Source organism: Modestobacter excelsi, assembly GCF_005930495.1.
GTDB classification, from domain to species: Bacteria; Actinomycetota; Actinomycetes; order Mycobacteriales; family Geodermatophilaceae; genus Modestobacter; species Modestobacter excelsi.
Window position 1 is genome coordinate 1 of the sequence record NZ_SJEX01000011.1, and the last position, 17,151, is coordinate 17,151.

21 protein-coding genes are annotated in these 17,151 nt (G+C 72.7%); 11 read left to right on the plus strand and 10 right to left on the minus strand.

The genetic code is table 11. The annotated features are described in order from the left end of the window. The 4 genes from FHL80_RS06010 to FHL80_RS06025 form a co-directional block, all read left to right on the plus strand. Positions 1 to 1,333: FMN-binding glutamate synthase family protein (locus FHL80_RS06010; protein WP_216870472.1), on the plus strand; the 1,333-nt coding region annotated here is incomplete at its 5' end. Beyond that, entirely contained in the window at positions 1,309 to 1,839 is a 531-nt protein-coding gene (locus tag FHL80_RS06015; RefSeq protein WP_216870473.1) for a HutD/Ves family protein, read from the plus strand. The genes FHL80_RS06010 and FHL80_RS06015, both read left to right, overlap by 25 nt. Beyond that, a complete protein-coding gene (locus tag FHL80_RS06020) occupies positions 1,836 to 2,975 on the plus strand; it encodes an FAD-dependent oxidoreductase (protein ID WP_138732550.1) in 1,140 nt (379 codons plus the stop codon). The genes FHL80_RS06015 and FHL80_RS06020 overlap by 4 nt, the downstream gene beginning before the upstream one ends. Next, positions 2,968 to 4,182 (plus strand): allantoate amidohydrolase, encoded by a 1,215-nt coding sequence (locus FHL80_RS06025; RefSeq protein WP_216870474.1) that lies wholly within the window; start codon positions 2,968 to 2,970, stop codon positions 4,180 to 4,182. The genes FHL80_RS06020 and FHL80_RS06025 overlap by 8 nt, the downstream gene beginning before the upstream one ends. A 4-nt stretch (positions 4,183 to 4,186) precedes the next feature. Here FHL80_RS06025 and FHL80_RS06030 read toward each other — a convergent pair whose 3' ends face one another. The 4 genes from FHL80_RS06030 to FHL80_RS26145 all read right to left on the minus strand — a co-directional run bounded on the left by FHL80_RS06030 (position 4,187) and on the right by FHL80_RS26145 (position 5,725). Then, positions 4,187 to 4,954: an aspartate/glutamate racemase family protein gene (locus FHL80_RS06030; RefSeq protein ID WP_138732552.1), complete on the minus strand. Its 768-nt coding sequence runs from the start codon at positions 4,952 to 4,954 to the stop codon at positions 4,187 to 4,189. 162 nt (positions 4,955 to 5,116) lie between these two features. After that, positions 5,117 to 5,281 (minus strand): hypothetical protein, encoded by a 165-nt coding sequence (locus FHL80_RS25255; protein WP_216870475.1) that lies wholly within the window; start codon positions 5,279 to 5,281, stop codon positions 5,117 to 5,119. A gap of 35 nt (positions 5,282 to 5,316) precedes the next feature. Next, positions 5,317 to 5,562 carry a sugar phosphate isomerase family gene (locus FHL80_RS26910; protein ID WP_342777322.1) on the minus strand — a complete coding sequence of 82 codons (246 nt, stop codon included), beginning with the start codon at positions 5,560 to 5,562 and terminating at the stop codon, positions 5,317 to 5,319. Next, the gene (locus tag FHL80_RS26145) at positions 5,486 to 5,725 is read right to left on the minus strand and encodes a DeoR family transcriptional regulator (RefSeq protein ID WP_246078493.1); all 240 of its coding nucleotides are present in this window, start codon (positions 5,723 to 5,725) and stop codon (positions 5,486 to 5,488) included. Before FHL80_RS26145 ends, FHL80_RS26910 begins: the two co-directional genes overlap by 77 nt. Positions 5,726 to 5,776: 51 nt before the next feature. Between FHL80_RS26145 and FHL80_RS06040 the strand changes: the two genes are divergently transcribed. The 6 genes from FHL80_RS06040 to FHL80_RS06065 all read left to right on the plus strand — a co-directional run bounded on the left by FHL80_RS06040 (position 5,777) and on the right by FHL80_RS06065 (position 10,814). Next, entirely contained in the window at positions 5,777 to 6,034 is a 258-nt protein-coding gene (locus FHL80_RS06040; RefSeq protein ID WP_216870477.1) for a hypothetical protein, read from the plus strand. An 83-nt stretch (positions 6,035 to 6,117) separates the two neighbouring features. Continuing rightward, the gene (locus FHL80_RS06045; protein ID WP_138732553.1) at positions 6,118 to 7,239 is read left to right on the plus strand and encodes a serine hydrolase domain-containing protein; all 1,122 of its coding nucleotides are present in this window, start codon (positions 6,118 to 6,120) and stop codon (positions 7,237 to 7,239) included. A gap of 58 nt (positions 7,240 to 7,297) precedes the next feature. Continuing rightward, a complete protein-coding gene (locus FHL80_RS06050) occupies positions 7,298 to 7,804 on the plus strand; it encodes a GNAT family N-acetyltransferase (RefSeq protein WP_216870478.1) in 507 nt (168 codons plus the stop codon). A 79-nt stretch (positions 7,805 to 7,883) separates the two neighbouring features. Further along, positions 7,884 to 8,237, plus strand: coding sequence for an SDR family NAD(P)-dependent oxidoreductase (locus tag FHL80_RS06055; protein WP_216870479.1), 354 nt, complete (start codon positions 7,884 to 7,886; stop codon positions 8,235 to 8,237). Positions 8,238 to 8,791: 554 nt separating this feature from the next. Then, positions 8,792 to 9,796 carry an alpha/beta hydrolase gene (locus FHL80_RS06060; protein ID WP_246078494.1) on the plus strand — a complete coding sequence of 335 codons (1,005 nt, stop codon included), beginning with the start codon at positions 8,792 to 8,794 and terminating at the stop codon, positions 9,794 to 9,796. 40 nt (positions 9,797 to 9,836) lie between these two features. Then, positions 9,837 to 10,814 carry a helix-turn-helix domain-containing protein gene (locus FHL80_RS06065; RefSeq protein WP_138732557.1) on the plus strand — a complete coding sequence of 326 codons (978 nt, stop codon included), beginning with the start codon at positions 9,837 to 9,839 and terminating at the stop codon, positions 10,812 to 10,814. Between the two features lie 166 nt (positions 10,815 to 10,980). On the opposite strand, the gene FHL80_RS06075 is transcribed toward FHL80_RS06065, so the two are convergent. The 5 genes from FHL80_RS06075 to FHL80_RS06095 all read right to left on the minus strand — a co-directional run bounded on the left by FHL80_RS06075 (position 10,981) and on the right by FHL80_RS06095 (position 14,945). Next, the gene (locus FHL80_RS06075) at positions 10,981 to 12,123 is read right to left on the minus strand and encodes a helix-turn-helix domain-containing protein (protein WP_138732558.1); all 1,143 of its coding nucleotides are present in this window, start codon (positions 12,121 to 12,123) and stop codon (positions 10,981 to 10,983) included. Further along, positions 12,120 to 12,848 carry a hypothetical protein gene (locus FHL80_RS06080; protein WP_138732559.1) on the minus strand — a complete coding sequence of 243 codons (729 nt, stop codon included), beginning with the start codon at positions 12,846 to 12,848 and terminating at the stop codon, positions 12,120 to 12,122. The genes FHL80_RS06075 and FHL80_RS06080 overlap by 4 nt, the downstream gene beginning before the upstream one ends. 625 nt (positions 12,849 to 13,473) lie before the next feature. Further along, positions 13,474 to 14,094: a dihydrofolate reductase family protein gene (locus tag FHL80_RS06085; protein WP_138732560.1), complete on the minus strand. Its 621-nt coding sequence runs from the start codon at positions 14,092 to 14,094 to the stop codon at positions 13,474 to 13,476. After that, on the minus strand, positions 14,094 to 14,600 hold the full coding sequence (locus tag FHL80_RS06090; RefSeq protein ID WP_138732561.1) for an SRPBCC family protein: 507 nt from the start codon (positions 14,598 to 14,600) through the stop codon (positions 14,094 to 14,096). Before FHL80_RS06090 ends, FHL80_RS06085 begins: the two co-directional genes overlap by 1 nt. A gap of 3 nt (positions 14,601 to 14,603) precedes the next feature. Continuing rightward, entirely contained in the window at positions 14,604 to 14,945 is a 342-nt protein-coding gene (locus tag FHL80_RS06095) for an ArsR/SmtB family transcription factor (RefSeq protein WP_138732562.1), read from the minus strand. Positions 14,946 to 15,405: 460 nt separating this feature from the next. Between FHL80_RS06095 and FHL80_RS06100 the strand changes: the two genes are divergently transcribed. After that, positions 15,406 to 15,561, plus strand: coding sequence for a Zn-dependent oxidoreductase (locus FHL80_RS06100; protein WP_138732563.1), 156 nt, complete (start codon positions 15,406 to 15,408; stop codon positions 15,559 to 15,561). Between the two features lie 252 nt (positions 15,562 to 15,813). Here FHL80_RS06100 and FHL80_RS06105 read toward each other — a convergent pair whose 3' ends face one another. Further along, positions 15,814 to 17,151: an NtaA/DmoA family FMN-dependent monooxygenase gene (locus FHL80_RS06105; RefSeq protein WP_138732564.1), complete on the minus strand. Its 1,338-nt coding sequence runs from the start codon at positions 17,149 to 17,151 to the stop codon at positions 15,814 to 15,816.

Sequence of the window (17,151 nt, forward strand, 5' to 3'; positions counted from 1 at the left end):
CGCCCGGACCAGCGCCCTGCCCCCGCACCCCACCCTGCGGGAGAACGCCACCTACGACCGGGCCACCATCGCCGAGATCCAGCGGGCCGCCGAGACCGGCATCTACGACATCCGCGGCGGCGGCGCCAAGCGCAAGGTGCCGCACTTCGACGACCTGCTGTTCCTGGGCGCGAGCATGTCCCGCTACCCGCTGGAGGGGTACCGGGAGCGGTGCGACACCGACGTCGTGCTCGGGGACCGGAACGCGACCTTCCCGCTGCACCTGTCCACGCCGGTGACCATCGCCGGGATGAGCTTCGGCGCCCTGTCCGGCCGGGCCAAGGAGGCGCTCGGTCGGGGCGCCAGCGAGGTCAACACCTCGACCACCACCGGCGACGGCGGGATGACCCCGGAGGAGCGCGGCCAGTCCAAGCACCTCGTCTACCAGTACCTGCCGTCCCGGTACGGCATGAACCCCGACGACCTGCGGCAGGCCGACGCCATCGAGGTCGTGCTCGGCCAGGGCGCCAAGCCCGGCGGCGGCGGCATGCTGCTCGGCCAGAAGATCACCGAGCGGGTAGCCGGCATGCGCACCCTGCCGATGGGCGTGGACCAGCGCAGCGCCTGCCGGCACCCGGACTGGACCGGCCCGGACGACCTGGAGATCAAGATCCGCGAACTGCGGGAGATCACCGACTGGGAGAAGCCGGTCTACGTCAAGATCGGCGCCACCCGCACGTACTACGACGTCAAGCTCGCCGCCAAGGCCGGTGCCGACGTGATCGTCCTCGACGGCATGCAGGGCGGCACGGCCGCCACCCAGGACGTCTTCATCGAGCACGTCGGCATCCCGACCCTGGCGGCGCTGCCGCAGGCGGTGCAGGCGCTGCAGGAGGAGGGCCTGCACCGGCGGGTGCAGCTCGTCGTCTCCGGGGGGATCCGCAACGGCGCCGACGTCGCCAAGTGCATGGCCCTGGGTGCCGACGCCGTCGCCATCGGCACCGCCGCGCTGATCGCGCTCGGCGACAACTCCCCCGCCCTGGACGACGAGTACCGCAAGCTGGGGTCGGCAGCCGGCTTCTACGACGACTGGCAGGCCGGACGCGACCCGGCCGGGATCACCACCCAGGACGACGAGCTCGCCGCCCGGCTCGACCCCGTGCAGGGCGGCCGCCGGCTGGCCAACTTCATCCGGGTGATGACGATGGAGGCCCAGATCATCGCCCGGGCCTGCGGCAAGGCCCATCTCCACCACCTCGAGCCCGAGGACCTGGTGGCGCTGACCATCGAGGCCGCCGCGATGGCTCGCGTGCCGCTGGCGGGGACCTCGTGGATCCCAGGGCAGGGTCTCTAGCCCGGTACGCCGCTGCGGGTGAGTCCCCCTGGCGGAACGGCGGGGGACTCACCCGTGAGCTGCACGCCGGTGCCGGCTGGCGGCTGAGCGTGGCGACCATCCCCGCCGCGGCGGAGTTCTCCGTCTTCCCCGGCCGTGACCGCACGCTGGTGGTGGGTCGTGGCCGGCTCCGTCTGGCGGTCGCCGGGCGGAGCCTGCAGCAGTTGTCCGTCGGGCAGCTCGCGGCGTTCCCCGGAGAGGCTCACGTGACCGCCGAACCGGACGGCGGGGTCGTGCAGGCGGTGAACGTCATGGTGGAGCGACCGGGTCGGACCGCGTCGGTCCAGGTGCTCCCGGTGACCGGACCGGCACCGGCCGCCGCCGCGCTCGTCCTGCTGTCCGGCGGAGCCAGCGCGGGCAGCGAGGAGCTGGACACCTTCGATGCCGTGCTGTCCGCGGGGGCCGGTGCGGTACGCGGAGCCGGCGCGCTGATGGTGCTCATCTCGATCGAGGAAGGACAGTCGTGAACGACTCGCAGCACCTGGTGGTCGGCGCCGGACTCGCCGGGGCGGCGATCGCCTGGCGACTGGCCGAACGCGGCCAGGACGTCACCCTCGTGGACCGCCGCCGCCCCGCCGCGGAGGACGGCAGCTCGCACGGCTCCGCGCGCATCTTCCGCTACGCCTATCCCGAGCTGCGCTGGACCGAGCTCGTGCAGCGGGCACTGCCCGGCTGGCGGGAACTGGAACGCCTGCACGGCGGCCGGCTCATCACGCCCACCGGCGCCCTGGACCTCGGCGACGACCGGGATCCCCGCCGGCTCGCTGCGGTGCTGGCTGCGGCGGGGATCGAGCACGAACTGATCCCGCGCGCCGAGGCACGGCAGCGCTGGCCGCAGATCGACGTGGACACCGACGTCCTCCACCACCCTGGCGCCGGGGTCATCGACGCCGAGACCGCAGTGCACGCGATGGTCGCTGCCGCCCAGCAGCACGGCGCTCAAGTGCTCACGGACTGGCCGCTCGCCCGGCTGGAGCGGGCCGGCTCCGGCTTCACCGCCGTCGCCGCCGACGGGCGCACGCTGTCCGCGGGGCACGTCGTGGTCAGCGCCGGAGGGTGGCTGCCCGACCTGCTCGGCGCCCTCCCGCTCCCCTCCGGCTTCCTGGAGTCCTTCCCTGCACTCGAGGTGCGGGAGGAGAACGCCTTCCACTTCCCCTACGCCGAGGACGTCGCCCCGGGTGCCGGCTGGCCCACGCTGATCCACAAGCGGGCCGACATCCAGGTGTACGCCCTGCCCGGCGGCCGGGACGCCGACTTCCGCGGGCAGAAGGTCGCCGAGTACAACGGCGGCCGGAAGCTCCGGTCGGCCGCCGAGCAGTCCGGCGCGGTGGACCCGGCCAACCGGGCGCGGGTCGTCGAGTACGTCCGGACGTTCCTGCCCGGCCTGGTGCCCGAGCCCTACGCCGAGACCACCTGCCTGTTCACCAACACACCGACGGAGGACTTCGTGATCGACGGCGTCGACGGGGTGACCGTCGTCTCGCCCTGCTCCGGGCACGGCGCGAAGTTCGCCCCGCTGCTGGGGGAGATCGGCGCGGACGTCGCCATGGGGGCAGCGACCGCCCCGGCTGAGTTCCGGGTCAGGACCGGCGCCGGTGCCTGAGACCACCGCGGGGCTGCTGGCCCAGATCGCGGACACCGGCCGGGACGCCGTCCGGGGGGGCTGGTCCCGGCCGGTCTTCTCCTCCGCCGAGCGCGAGCTCCTGGAGTGGTCGCAGGAGCAGTGCACCCGCCGCGAACTGGACGTGGACGTGGACGGCAACGGCGTCCTGTGGGCGTGGTGGAACCCGGCCGGCCTGCCGCTGGTCGATGCGGTCGTCACCGGCAGCCACCTCGACTCGGTGCCGGGGGGTGGCGCCTTCGACGGGCCGCTCGGCGTGGTGTCTGCGCTGCGCGCGGTGGACCTGCTGCGCCAGCGGCAGGTGGCGCCTACCCGGCCGCTGGCGGTGGCCGTCTTCCCGGAGGAGGAGGGCTCCCGGTTCGGGATCGCCTGCCTGGGCTCGCGTCTGCTCACCGGGGCGCTGCCGGCCGATCGGGCACTGGGCCTCCGGGACCCCGACGGCAACACCCTGGCCGACGCCGCCCGCCGGGCCGGCCTCGACCCACACCGGATGGGCCGGGACGACGCGGCGCTGGCGCGCATCGGTGCCTTCGTCGAGTTGCACGTCGAACAGGGACGGGGCTTGGTCGACCTGGCCGCACCCGTGGCCGTCGCGTCCTCGATCATCGGCCACGGGCGGTGGCGGATGACCGTGCACGGCCGGGGCGACCACGCCGGGACGACGCTGCTGGCCGACCGGCGCGACCCCGTCGTCGTCGCCGCCCAGGTCGTGCTCGTGGTGCGGTCGGTGGCCGCCGAGCACCCGGGTACCCGGGCCACTGTCGGCCGGTTCCAACCGGTGCCCGGTGGCACCAACGTGATCGCCTCGCGGGTCGACCTCTGGCTCGACGTGCGGCATCCCGAGGACGCCGTGACAGCGGCGGTCGTCGAGGAGATCGGCCGCCGAGCGGGAGCGGCCGCGGCCGGTGAGGGCTGCACGGTGGAGATCCACGAGGAGTCCCTCAGCCCCACGGTGGACTTCGACCCGGCGCTGCGCGACCGCGTGCGCGCAACGGTGCCCGGCGCGCCCGTCCTGGCCACCGGAGCCGGGCACGACGCCGGCATCCTCGCCGAGCACGTGCCCACCGCGATGCTGTTCGTCAGGAACCCCACGGGGGTGTCGCACTCACCCGAGGAGCACGTCGAGGACGACGACGCCGAGCGGGGTTCCGTGGCGTTGGCCGACGTGCTCGGGGCACTCCTCACCTGACCGGTCAGACCGGGCCCGCAGCGGTGAGGGACGCGTCGACGGCGGCTTCGACGTGCAGCCTGGTGGTCGGGAAGACCGGGACAGGGCTGTCCTCGGCGCCGACGAGCAGCTCGATCTCGGTGCAACCGAGGACAATGCCCTCCGCGCCGCCGGCCACCAGCCGCTCGATGACCTGCCGGTAGACCTCCCGGGACTCATCGCGGACCACGCCGAGGCACAGCTCCTCGTAGATCACCCGGTGCACCTCGGCACGGTCAGGCGCGTCCGGAACGAGGACCCGCAGCCCGTGGCCACTGAGTCGATCACGGTAGAAGTCCTGCTCCATCGTGTACGCCGTGGCCACGAGCCCGACCGTTCCCAGCCCGGCAGCCTGCACGGCCGCGGCGGTCGTGTCGGCCAGGTGCAGCAACGGGATCCCGATCGCGGCCTGCACCTGGTCGGCGACCTTGTGCATGGTGTTGGTGCACAACAGCAGCACCTCCGCACCAGCGAGCTCCAGCCGCGCAGCCTCCTCCGCGAGGACCTGGCCGGCGCGCCCCCACTCCCCCGCGGCCTGCAGCCGCTCGATCTCCGCGAAGTCGAGCGACGCGAGCAGGATCCGGGCCGAGTGCAGCCCACCCAGCCGCTCACGCACCAGTTCGTTCGCCAGCCGGTAGTACTGGGCGGTCGACTCCCAGCTCATCCCGCCGAGCATCCCGATCAGCCGCGGCCGGCCCGTCGTGCCGGAGGGCAGCTGCGAGGCCGGAGAGGTCAGCGGCGCGGACGTGGTCATCGGCACTCCTCCAGAGGTCGAACGGTCATCCTGACGGCACGCCGCTGGGCCCGGCTGGAGGTGCCGCGCGACGACGTCTGGTGCCGCCCGGGCATCCGCCGGGTAGACACCCGCACGGCACGGCCACGGCGGTCGGCTCAGTCTTCAGGACCGGCACGAGGATCACGTCGGACCAGCCGTCGCCGAGACGATCGGCACGCCCAGCCGCACCAGCCGCGTCACGACCTCGTCCTCGACCGGTGCGTCGGTGACGACGGCGGCCACGGCCGTCAGCGGCAGGACGGCGAAACGGGACGCGGCGCCGATCTGCTCGGTGCTGGCCAACACGTAGGTGTCCGCGGCCCGCCGGGACCGCGCGCGCTTCAGGAAGAGGTCGGCGTGGACCGCCTCGGCCGCCTCACCGCAGCTGCTCCAGAGGCCACCGCTGAGTGCTTGCAGAGGCGGCCTCCCAGCACGTGGACCTGGACAGTGGGGTGGTCGACCAGCGCGGCCGCAACGGTGGGGCTGTGCGTGACGATGGTCGCGTCGAGATCACGCGGCAGCGCGTGAGCGACGGCGAGCGCGGTCGTGCCGCCGTCCAGGATGACGGTGTTCCCCGGCTCGATCAGCGCGCTGGCAGAGGTTTGCCGCGGCCATCTCCCGCAGGTCGCGCCGGACGCTGTCCTCGCTGAGGCCCAGCTCGGCGGCGATGTCCTTGGCGATGACCCGCCCGTCGCGCCGCAGCCGCTCGAGCAGGAGGTCCCGCCGTTCGGGGACGAGCACATCCACCACCCATCTTCATGTTGCTTCCGACTTCCGCACGTTTATGCCTAGTCTAGCGGCATGGCGAGGACCCCACACCCGATGCTCGTCCTCATCGCAGGCTCCTACCGCTCCGGCACCGGTGACGACCCCTCGCTCATGGCCGCCAACCTGGCCCGACTGGAGGAGGCCTGGCCGCTGTTCCGTGCCGGGGTGCTCCGGCTGCCGGGTGAGTCGACCGGCGCCGACCGGGACGTCGTGATCGCCCGGGAACGCGGCCTGCCGGTCTGCACCCGCCTCGAGGACGTCCCTCGGATCGCCGCACCGGCCCTAGCCTGAGCGAGGTCGCAGCGCACCAGGAGGATCGCCCACCCGCCTGCACATCGACGTGATCCGCTCCACACGGGAAGCGAGTGACCACCATGTCCGCAGCACAGCCCAGCCAGCCCACCGACACCGGCAGGCTCCACAGCGCGCGCGCCACGATCACCGACCTCATGGGCCGGCACCACGTCCCCGGCCTGTCGATGGCGGTCACCGACCCCGACCGACTGCTCTTCGCCGAGGGCTTCGGCCACGCCGACCTGGCCACCCGGCGACCGGCCACCGCCCACACCCGGTACCTGTGGTTCTCGATGTCGAAGATCGCCACCGCGACGGCGGTCCTGCGGCTGGCCGACGAGGGCCGCCTCGACCTCGACGCACCGGTCGCCACCCTGGTGCCCTCCTTCGCAGCACGCTCAGGTCCGCAGCCCCGGGTGCGCCAACTGCTCGACCACACGGCGGGCACCGCGAATCCGCTGCCGCTGCGCTGGGTGCTCCCTGCCGACGCCGGCGATGCGGACGTCGCCGCCTTCACCCGCCGCGTGCTCGACCGACACCCGCGTCCCACGCGGCCGGCCGGCGGGCGAGCCCGCTACTCCAACCTGGGCTACCTGCTCCTCGCGCAGATCGTCGCGGCAGTGGCCGGCGAGCCGTTCGAGGACCACATGCGCCGGCACCTGCTGCAGCCGGTCGGGATGACCGAGACCGACTACACGCGCGGCGATCGTGCGGACGACCACGCGACGGGCTACGTCCGCTTGCCGCGACCGCTCACCCCGGCGCTGCGCGCGGCCCTCCCGACCGGGCTCGTCGGCGACCGGCACGGCCAGCACGTGGCGCTGCGGCCCTTCCGGGTCGCCGGGGCCGGCTACGGCGGGCTGATCGGCAGCGCCACCGACGCCGCGCGCCTGGTCCGGTTGCACCTGGCCGACGGGACCATCGACGGCGCACGCATCCTGGCACCCGACACCGCCCGCTCCATGAGGACCATCCACGCGCCGGGGCGACCGTTCGACCTCGGGCTGGGCTGGTTCCGCCGATCCGCCGACCGCGACGCGCAACCGGCTTTCGTCGAGCACTGGGGCACCGGCGGCGGGTTCTGGAACGCCATGCGCCTCTATCCCGGGCACAAGATCGGCATCGTCGTCATGGCCAACACCACCCGGGCCTACGACCATCACGCGCTCATGACCGCACTGCTGCCGGTGTTCGCCTCGTGACCGGCCCGCAGGGAACACCGTCCTGGGTCGACCGCGGCGGCTCGCCGACAACCGTCCCGTGAACGGCGCACCGACCTCGGGTCTGCACGTACGTCCCGCCGATCTCGCCGACGCCGACGCCCTCCAGGAGCTCAGCACGGCCTCGGTCCGACAGGTGGCGGCATCGCACTACACCGGACCCCAGGTGGAGGCATGGGCTGCGACCCGCACGCTCGCGGGGCATCGACAGATGATCCGCGAGACGACCGTGCTCGTCGCCGTCGACGCGGCGGAAGTGGTGACGGGATTCGCTTCGATCGCCCTGACACCCACGCGTCAGCTGGAGCGCGGCGAGGTCGACCAGCTGTTCGTGGCCCCGGGGCACGGGGGGCGTGGGGTGGCCCGCCTGCTGCTGGACGCGATCGAGCTGGCCGCAACCGGTGCCGGCGTCACTGATCTGCTCACGCACTCCTCCTGGCGTGCCGCGCCGGTGTTCGAACGACTGGGATTCCGGCAGGTCGAGCAGGAGTCGGTGCAGATCGGCGACCAGGTCCTGACCCGGGCACTCATGCGCAAGCGCTTGTAGCGGCGTTGCCAGCTCGATCGGATCCTGATCGGCCACGTTCTCCACCGGCCTGCCACTGGACGGCCCCGACCCGGAGTGCGTGCAGGGCTACGGCGAGACCGCCCTGGCCGCCCGCGACCTGGAGCTGGTCACGCCGACGAGCCACCTGACCACTCCCACGCCGGCCCGGTCCGCGGCCGGCGCACCCTGCACCGTGCCGGTGGAGGACACCACGCTGGAGAGCTGGAACGAGGTCAACGGCGTCGACCTCGTCGGCGTCCTCCTCGCCATCGAGCACGCCGCGCGCGCGATGAAGACCACCGGCGGCGGGAGCGTCGTCGTCACGTCCTCCGCTGCCTCGCTGGTCTCCTACCCTGGGTTCGGCATCTACGCGGCGGGCAAGGCGGGACTCAACGGCGTCGTGCGTGCAGCCGCCTTCGACCTGGGGAAGTAGGGCATCCGGACGAACGCCGTCTGCCCGACCCACGGGATGTCGGTGGACTTCGGGCTCGACCCGGGGGGCCCGTCGTCGGCCAGTCCTACGAGGAGGCCGCCGGCGGCTGGGACCCCACGCATGCGGTCATGCCGCTCCGGCTTGCCGAGCAAGCCGCCGACGCCCATCTGCGCGCCCGGACCCGCATGCGCTGGACCATCGTCCGTCCCGATGGGCTGTCCGACGAGAACCCCAGCGGCCACGTGGAGATCGGAGAGCGCGTGCGAGCGCGGTCCTCCCCCGCGCCGACCTCGCCACCGTCACCGCCGCTGCTCTCACCCGTCCCGGCGCCGACGCGCAGTTCGAGGTCATCGGTGGTTCCGCGCCGATCGTGGAGCCGTGCTCGAGCGCACCCGTGGGACCTGGTGCCATCGCGCTCCGGGCTCGCCGCCGTCCCGCCGTCGAGCCCGCCACGTGGCGGACAACGCCCGCCACCTGGCGCTGGGTCGCCGCCGGGGAACGAAGAGAAGATGGTGACGGCGGTCACGATCCGCCGTCTCGCCCCAGGAGGACCCTTGACACTGACGTCACCCCCCGCAGCCACCGGCACGGACGCGCCCCAGCCGCCCTTCGACCCCCAGGTCGCGGCTGCACTCGGTGCGCTGGCCGGGCTCATCCCATCCGCCCTCACCCCCGACATGATCCCGCTGCTGCGCCAGCCGAACCCTGCGATGCCACCGGCCACCGACCAGGAGCTCAGCCGGGATGGTGCCTTCACCGTCACCACCCGGTCGGTCCCCGGCCCGGAGGGCGCGCCGGACGTCGAGGTCATCGTCTGCCTCCCGACCGGGGCGGACGCGCCGACCGCAGCCGTCCTGCACACCCACGGCGGCGGCATGATCATCGGCGACGCCCGCACCGGCCTGCTCGAGGTCATGGACTGGGCCGCCGAGCTGCAGCTCGCCGTGGTCTCCGTGGAGTACCGGCTGGCTCCGGAGACGCCGCATCCCGGTCCGGTCGAGGACTGCTACGCCGCGCTCCTGTGGACCGTCCGCAACGCCGCCGACCTGGGCATCGACCCCGATCGCATCGTGGTGGCCGGGGCCAGCGCCGGTGGCGGGCTGGCGGCGGCCCTGGCGCTGATGGCCCGCGACCGCGGGGACGTCGCCCTGGCCGGGCAGCTCCTGATCTACCCGATGCTCGACGACCGCAACGACACCTTCTCCGCGCACCAGATGCGCGGTGTCGGCGTCTGGGACCAGGTCTCCAACGACACCGGCTGGACGGCGCTGCTCGGGGACGACCGCGGCGGTCCCGACGTCTCGCCGTACGCCGCTCCGGCCCGGGCCACCGACCTGTCGGGCCTGCCGCCGGCCTTCATCGACGTGGCGTCGACGGAGACCTTCCGGGACGAGGACGTCGCCTACGCCACCCGCATCTGGCAGGCCGGCGGCGTCGCCGAGCTGCACGTGTGGCCCGGCGGCTGCCACGGCTTTGACCAGTTCGTGCCGGATGCCCGGATCTCCCGCGAGGCCCGGGCCGCTCGACTGCGGTGGCTGCGCCAGCTGCTCGCGCCGTGACGCCCTGGTCAGCAGACGTTCCAGGGGCCACAGTGGGCCGGTGAACGACCTCGCGCTCCGCCTCGCGGCCCTGGATCCCGAGGCGGGCGCGGCGGTCCGGGTGATCGGGCACTTCGACGCACTGACCGAGGCCCGGGCGGACCTGCAGTCCATCGTGCGCAGCGCGGCTGGCCTGGCCGACTGTCCGGCCCGGCTGGTCGACCCTGCGCGCGGCCTGGTCGTGCGCGTCCTGGCCGACGGCACGGTCAGCGCCGCCCCGGACCCGGTCGTCGACCCGGGGTGGCCGTCGACCCAGGTGGCCGGCACCGATGCCGTGCTCTGGCTCGAGGAGACCAACCCGCCAGGGACCGTGCAGGCCGTCGTCCTGGAGCGGGCGGCGGCCGCCGTCCGGACCGTGCTCCAGCGGACCCGGTCACGTCGGGTGGTCGACGACCCGGCCTCGGTGGAGCTCGTGCTCGACGCCGCCGCCCCCGAGGCAGACCGGCTGGCCGCCGCCCGTCGGCTCGGGGTGACGACGACGGGACGGGCGGTCGCCCTCGCAGGCGGCCGCTCCCTCGTGCTGGGTCTGGACGGCGTCCTTCCCGCGGGCGTGCGGGTGGGAGTCGGACCGGCCGCCGCGGTGGTCGACCTGCCGGCCTCGGGCGAGCAGGCCCGGCTGGCGCTCCGGCTCACCGCCGAGGGCACCGAGGAGGATCCGGGCCGGCGGGTGGTGCACGCCGACCAACTGGGCGCGCTGCCGCTGCTCGTGCGGGCCGCCGATGGCTCGGACGTGCCCGACGTCCGGGCGCTCGAGCACGCCGCGACCGTCGGCCCGTGGGCGCTGGCCACGCTGGACGCCGTCGCCACCGCGACGAGCCTGCGCGACGCCGCCCGGGCGCTGCACGTCCACCACTCCACGCTCCAGGACCGGCTGCTGCACGCCGAGACCGCGCTCGGCTGGGGTGTCCGTGAACCCGCCGGTCGACTGCGCCTGCAGCTGGCCCTGGTGCTACGGCGGGCAGCGCACCATCGGCGCTGAGTCCTGCCAGGGCCTCCGATTGGCCCACGCGCCCGTCCCAGCCGGCACTGATGGCGAGCAGCTGTTCGACATCTCGTCGTCCGGCGTCCATCTCGCTGACACCCACCACCTCCTGTCGTGAGAGGCAGGTCCACGCCCACCGGTAGAGGGGCGACCGCCGCGGGACTCACCAGGCCCCGATGGTGAGCCTGGGTCTGTCACTTCGCCCCGCCGCGATGACCGCGTGCAGGCACTCCAGCGGGATGCGAGCGGCCTCCGCCAAGGCGCCGAGTCGGGTCCCGCTCTGCTCCAGGAGTTCGGCAGCAGCTCCCAGGACGCTGGGGCTCTCCGGTGGTCCGAGCGGTCCCGGTTCGGGGTAACCCCACGCCTTGAGTTGCCGGTTGGCGCGGCGGTAGGGCAGATCCGGCAGACGCCCGAGCTTGTGCGCCCGGTAGACCAGCGCCTTCAGACTGACACCCCAGTGGCGCTTCAGTGCATGGAACGTCTCCCAGTCCACACGCGTCGGGAGACAGTCCGCGATCTCGGCCTGCGGCATGAGGAACTCGGCGGCGAACGACATGGCCTGCGACTCGATGACCGTGGACCCGGCCTCCCTTCCTGCGTGCATCAGCAGGTGCCCGAGTTCATGGGCGGCGTCGAAGCGGCTGCGCGCCTTGTCGTCCTTCAGCGGGGACATGAGCACGAGAGGGCGGCCTGACGCCGTCTCGGAAGAGGAGAAGGCGTCGACCCGAGGATCAAAGCCCTCGGCCGGCAATCGGACGACGAGCACGCCGTGGGCTTCCAGCAGGCGGACCACGTGGGGAACGGGTCCGGTGCCGACCGACAGCTCGCGCCTCGCTCTGCGCGCGGCATCGGCGATGTCCGCTTCGGACGGCTGCGGAGGCAGGCCGATCGGCCGGAGACGCATCGGAGGGAGGTCAACGTACCGCTCGACCAGATCCAGCACCGCCAGCGCCAGTTCCCCGAAGGCAAGGGCCTGCTCGCGCCGTCTGGCCGGGGTGCTCCGGAGGGAACGGAAGTGCGCGGTCGAGGGAGGCACCTCGGGGATGTCGAGGCCGCGGGAGAAGAACTCCTCCGGCACACCGAGCGTGAGGCCGAGACGGGTGAGCACCGTCGTGGTCGGGCGGGCCGCTCCGCGCTCGAACTGGGTCACCGCGGCGGGGGTGACCTCGATGCGCCGAGCCAGTTCCGCCCGCGTCATGCAGGCCAGTCGACGGCCGACCGCCAGGCGGCGGCTGTCGAAAGCCGCCACGGACCCCGAACTGCGGCGCCGCCGCGCGGCGGCGACCCGCGGAGGTTGCTCGGTCATCGCGTGGCCTGCTCCGGCCTCCGCTTCAAGGACACGGGCGCCTCGGGGACGTCGCGCTCGGAGAACGCTGGCGTCGCCGGGCCCCGTGGGACGTCATCCGGAGCCTCGACGGCGGTCATGTCATCGCGCCACAGCGGGGTGACGGCGAGCCATCGTGGTGGGCCCAGGTGCGGCAGGCCCAGCCAGCCCGCGGTGAGTCCCATGGTGTCCCCGGCCCAGACGAAGAACACGTCCCGCCACACAGGGCACCGCCCCGACCAGGGGATGTCGAAGTCGAACGCCAGTTGCCCGTCCATCGGCGGGGGCGGGAGCACGGCGTCGCCAGCGTTCCGGGCGGCGGCGTGACGCGTGGTGCTGGTGTCCCAGACGAAGCGGGCCCACTCCGGCTCGCGGAGCCGCAGACCCGGTGCCTTGATCACATGCACCGCCAGGTCATCGACGTGGATCAGCAGCGAACCGCGCGGCACGGTCAGGCGTACGCCTCGCGCCCGCCACGGGGCCTGAGGCGAGCGGTAGTCGGCCAACATGCGCTCGCGCAGGTTCTCCCATGCCAGACCCGCAACCCCCCGTGGCGTGTCGAACAGATGGGACGGCTCGTAGCGCTCGGCGTTGGGCCGCCACATCATCCGCGTCGCCTCGCGCAGCCACGCCAGGACTTCGCGTTCCTCCAGGGCCTGCTTGCACTCGTGCAGAGCTGCCAGCGCGGTCACGTCCCAATCGGGCACGATGAAAGATTAAGCAGAAATCGCGGAATGCGACAGGGATGAGCAGCTGCGATTCCGCATTCCGGCCCGAGGATCAAGCGCGGGTGGCTCCTCGGCAGATCAGGCCGCCGACGACACCTCGGCCTGGAGCGACCCGCCCCTCACCGCAGGTCGGGTGCGGGTTCGCCTCATTCAGCCGCTCCACCCCGGCGCAGTGCGTCGAGAGGTCGCGGCCGGCGCGGTGGCGGTCGAACACCGCATGCGCTGCTCCCTGGGCCGAGCCTGTGCGCGCCGACAACGCACTGGCCCTCGCCGCGGAGGCCGGCCAGTTCGACCAGTTGCGCCGGGAGCTCTTCGCCACCCAGCCACCCGAGCACAGTGGCGGTTTCACCGTCGAGGACCTGCTCGTTCTCGGCAGCAGGCCGGCCTCGACGACCCGGCGTCTGCGAGCGGAGTGCGGGAAGCCCGTTACGAGGCCTGGGTGATCGAGGTCGACCAGCGGTTCCAGGACCAGGATCCGCAGGGGACGCCCGCGGCTTTGCCCGATGGCACGCCCGTCGACTCTGACATCCTCTACGACGCTCACGCACTGGGAGAGCCACTGCGGGCTGACCGTGGCCACCTGAGGTCCCGGTGCACGAGTCGCCTACCGCTCCCGGACTGCGTAGGTCAGGTGCGTCACCCGCTGCGTCGGCTCCGCGCGGACCGGCTCGAGGGCGACACGGCCCGCGTCCACGCCCTCGAACAGGCGGATTCCGGAGCCGAACAGCACGGGTGAGAGCGCGATCGAGAACTCGTCGACCAGGCCGGCGTTCACGTACTCCAGGATCGTTGCGCCGCCGCCCGCGATGCGGACGTCCCGGTCGCCGGCGGCATGGCGGGCCTGGTCGAGCGCGGTCTGGATGCCGTCGTCGACGAAGTGGAAGGTGGTCCCGCCGGGTCGCTCCCAGGGGTCACGCTCCTCGTGGGTGACGACGAAGACCGGCGTGTGGAACGGCGCCTCCTCCGGCCACATCTGCTCGCCGGCGTCGAACATGCGCTTGCCCATCACGCTCGCCCCGGTGCGCTCGAACGTCTCCCGCGCGACGTCGTTGTCGCGCCCTTCCTCGCCACCCCCGCCGAGCTTCAGGTTCTCCCGGAAGAACCGCGTCGGGAAGACCCACCGCTGCAGTTCCATCCACTGCCGCCCCATCAACTCTCCAAGGGACCCAGGGGCGATGAACCCGTCCAGCGACATCGTCACGCTGAAGAACACCTTCCCGGCCATCAGCCCTCAGCTCCTTCCCGAACGGTCTCGGTGACGTAGGCAGCCAGGTGGTCCAGGGTCTGCTGGCCGCCCTGGATCGCGTGGTACTTCTCGACCGCCTCGTCACGCGACTCCTTGGTGGGGAACACCGTGCGCATCTCGATTCGGGTCGAGGCGCCGTCGGGCGCGAACGCGAAGACCGACTCGAAGGCGTTCGGGTCGCCGCGGAACTCACCGTGCAGCAGCGCGATCCGCTCCGGCGGGGCGATCTCGGTCCAGGAGATCCACTCCTGGTAGTCCGTCCCGTCCGGTCCGTGCAGCACGAAGTCCCACTCGCCGCCGACGCGGAACTCGAAGGACCTCGTGGTGGTGGTGAACCCCTCCGGACCCCACCACCGCGACAGGTGCCGCACCTCGGTGAACGCCTTGAACACCAGCTCCGGTGGGGCGCTGATGACCCGGGTGATCACGATCTCCCGGTCGGCCGTCGTCGGCTCCGCCCAGTTCTCCTGCCTTGTTCCTGCCATCGGTCATTCCTCCTGTCGTGTCTGCTCGAGCTCCCGCACGTAGCTGTCCAGCCGGTCGAAGCTCTCGTTCCAGAACCGTTCGAACCCGCCGGTCCACTCGTGCACCGGCCGCAGCCCGCGGGCGTCCAGGCCGTAGACGCGCTGCTTGCCCGCCTTGCGGTCCCGGACCAACCCGACCTCCCGGAGCACCCGCAGGTGCTTGGACGCCCCCGGCTGGGTCAGCCCCAGCTCCTGGGCCAGCTCGGTCACCGGCCGGTCACCCGCCCGCAGCAGCGCCAGGATGTCCCGGCGCTGCGGCTCGGCGATCGCGTTGAAGACGTCCGACGTCGTCGCTGCTCGGGCCATGGCAGCAACATATACCCATATCGGTATGCGTCAAGCCTGCAGGAGGCGACGGGCGACCGCATGCCGCCGTCATCGGGTGGTCCCCCAGCGTCCCCGTCATGCGCGCCGTGCGGATCACCCGCTTCGGCGGCCCGAGGTCATGGACGTCGTCGACCCGCCCGACCCCACCCCCGCGAAGGCGAGACCCTGTTTGACATCTCCTCCGCCGGCGTGAACGTCGCCGACACCCACCAGGGGCAGCGGCAGCGGCCTACGGTCAGCTACTTCTGACTCGTCCACCGGTCCGCGGGCCACGACTACGAGTCATGCCGACGCGGGCCGAGGAGAGCACGACCTCGGGTGCCTGGCAGCAGGAAGTGCAGCGCGACCTGGCTGGACCAGCGGCCCCGGAGGCCTTGACGGGCCGGTTGGATGCCGAACTGGCGCGAGCCTGTCGCTGGTCAGGCCCTAGCCTCGGGGCATGCGAGCTGTGCAGATCACCCGCTTCGGCGGCCCCGAGGTCATGGACGTCGTCGACCTGCCCGACCCCACTCCGGGCGACGGCGAGCAGGTCGTCGACATCTCGTCGTCCGGCGTCAACTTCGCGGACACCCACCACGTCCTGTCGTCCAACTGAGGTGACGGGTCGGACCCTGCTTGACAGTCCCCCGAACACGGAGCCACGGCTTGTCCTGGAGTCGAGCATCGTCCACCCGTCTCGTGCGGGCGCCGAGCGGCGGTCGTGCCGCGGTGACGAGCGATCAGGCAAACCCGCCGACGCCCAGGGAGACGACACCTCCCCATGACTCCTTCCGGTCGGAAGTGGCAGCCGGGTTCGGCGCCGTCGTGCTCGTGTCCGTCGTCATCGTCCTTCTCGATCCGGGTCCGGTCACTGCTCCGTGCCGGCCATGCGTGGGTCGAGTCCGTACTGGTGGGGGACGCCGAGGTTCTCGCGCAGGGTCGTGCCCGGGTACTCGGTGGGGTAGATGCCGCGTGCCTGCAGGATCGGCACGACCTCGTCGACGAAGGCGTCGATGCCGTCCTCGTAGATGTCCGGCGTCACCCAGAAGCCGTCGGCGGCGCCGGCCTCGAACCACTCCTGCAGGTGGTCGGCGTGCAGCTCCCCCGGGCCGACGACCGTGGGATGAAAGTCGATCACGCCATGGGCGAGGACGTCGCGGGGAGACCACCCCTCGCGCGCCACCGCCAGGGCGTTCGACGAGCGCGGGTCCCTCGGCGAAGCGTGCGCGGAGGCCAGCTGTCCCGGCGTGAGGGGTTCGTCGAACCGATCCGGGTGGATCTCGATCCCGAGGATCGCGCCGAGGTGGGGCAGGCGGGCCTCGATGACGTCGCCTGCGTACCGCAGGCGACGGTCGAGGCCCTCGCGCACGGTGGGCGCGACGGTGGTCATGATGCCGGGGATGTACTTGACCTCGTCGGGGTCGCGGCCGGCGTCACGTGCCGCTTTGCGCACGAGCTCGCGTTGGGCGCGGGCCTCCTCGATCGTCCACACCTCGGCGATGAAGCCGCTGGCATAGCGGCCCGCGATCGACAGCAGGTGCGGACTGGGGCCGCCGGAGGTGAAGACGACGGGCTGGCCCTGCTCCGACGGGGGGATCGCCAGCGGGCCGCGCGAGGCGACGTACCGGCCCTGCAGGTTGACCGGCTGCAGCTTCGACGGGTCGATGAACCGGTCCGCCGCCTGGTCCTTGACCCAGGCGTCCTCCTGCCAGCTGCCCCAGAGCGCCTGGACGATCTGGATCGCCTCGTGTGCGCGCTGGTACCGCTCCTCGCGGTCGGCGACCGGTCGTCCGTAGTTGGCGGCGACGGCGGGGTCGCTGGTCGTGACGGCATTCCAGCCCGCGCGGCCGTGGCTCAGGACGTCGAGGGCCTTGAACTGGCGCGCGGTGTTGAACGGCTCCTGGAAGGTCGTCGACCCGGTCGCGACGAAGCCGATGTGCGTCGTCTCGCGCGCGACGGCGGCCAGCTGGATCAGCGGGTCCATGAGGTTGCTGATCGTCGAGTGCTCGACGTCGCCGCGCACGGCGGGGAAGTCGGGGGTGAAGAGGAAGGTGAACTTGCCGCGCTCGGCAGCCTGCGCGTGACGCACGGTGGCGTCGACGTCGGCGTAGGTACCCGGGTCCACGTGCGGGGCGCGCCAGGCGCCGTGCAGGCCGCCGTACCCGTCGATCATCCCCATCCCGAGGACGAGCTTGTCGTCCCTCAT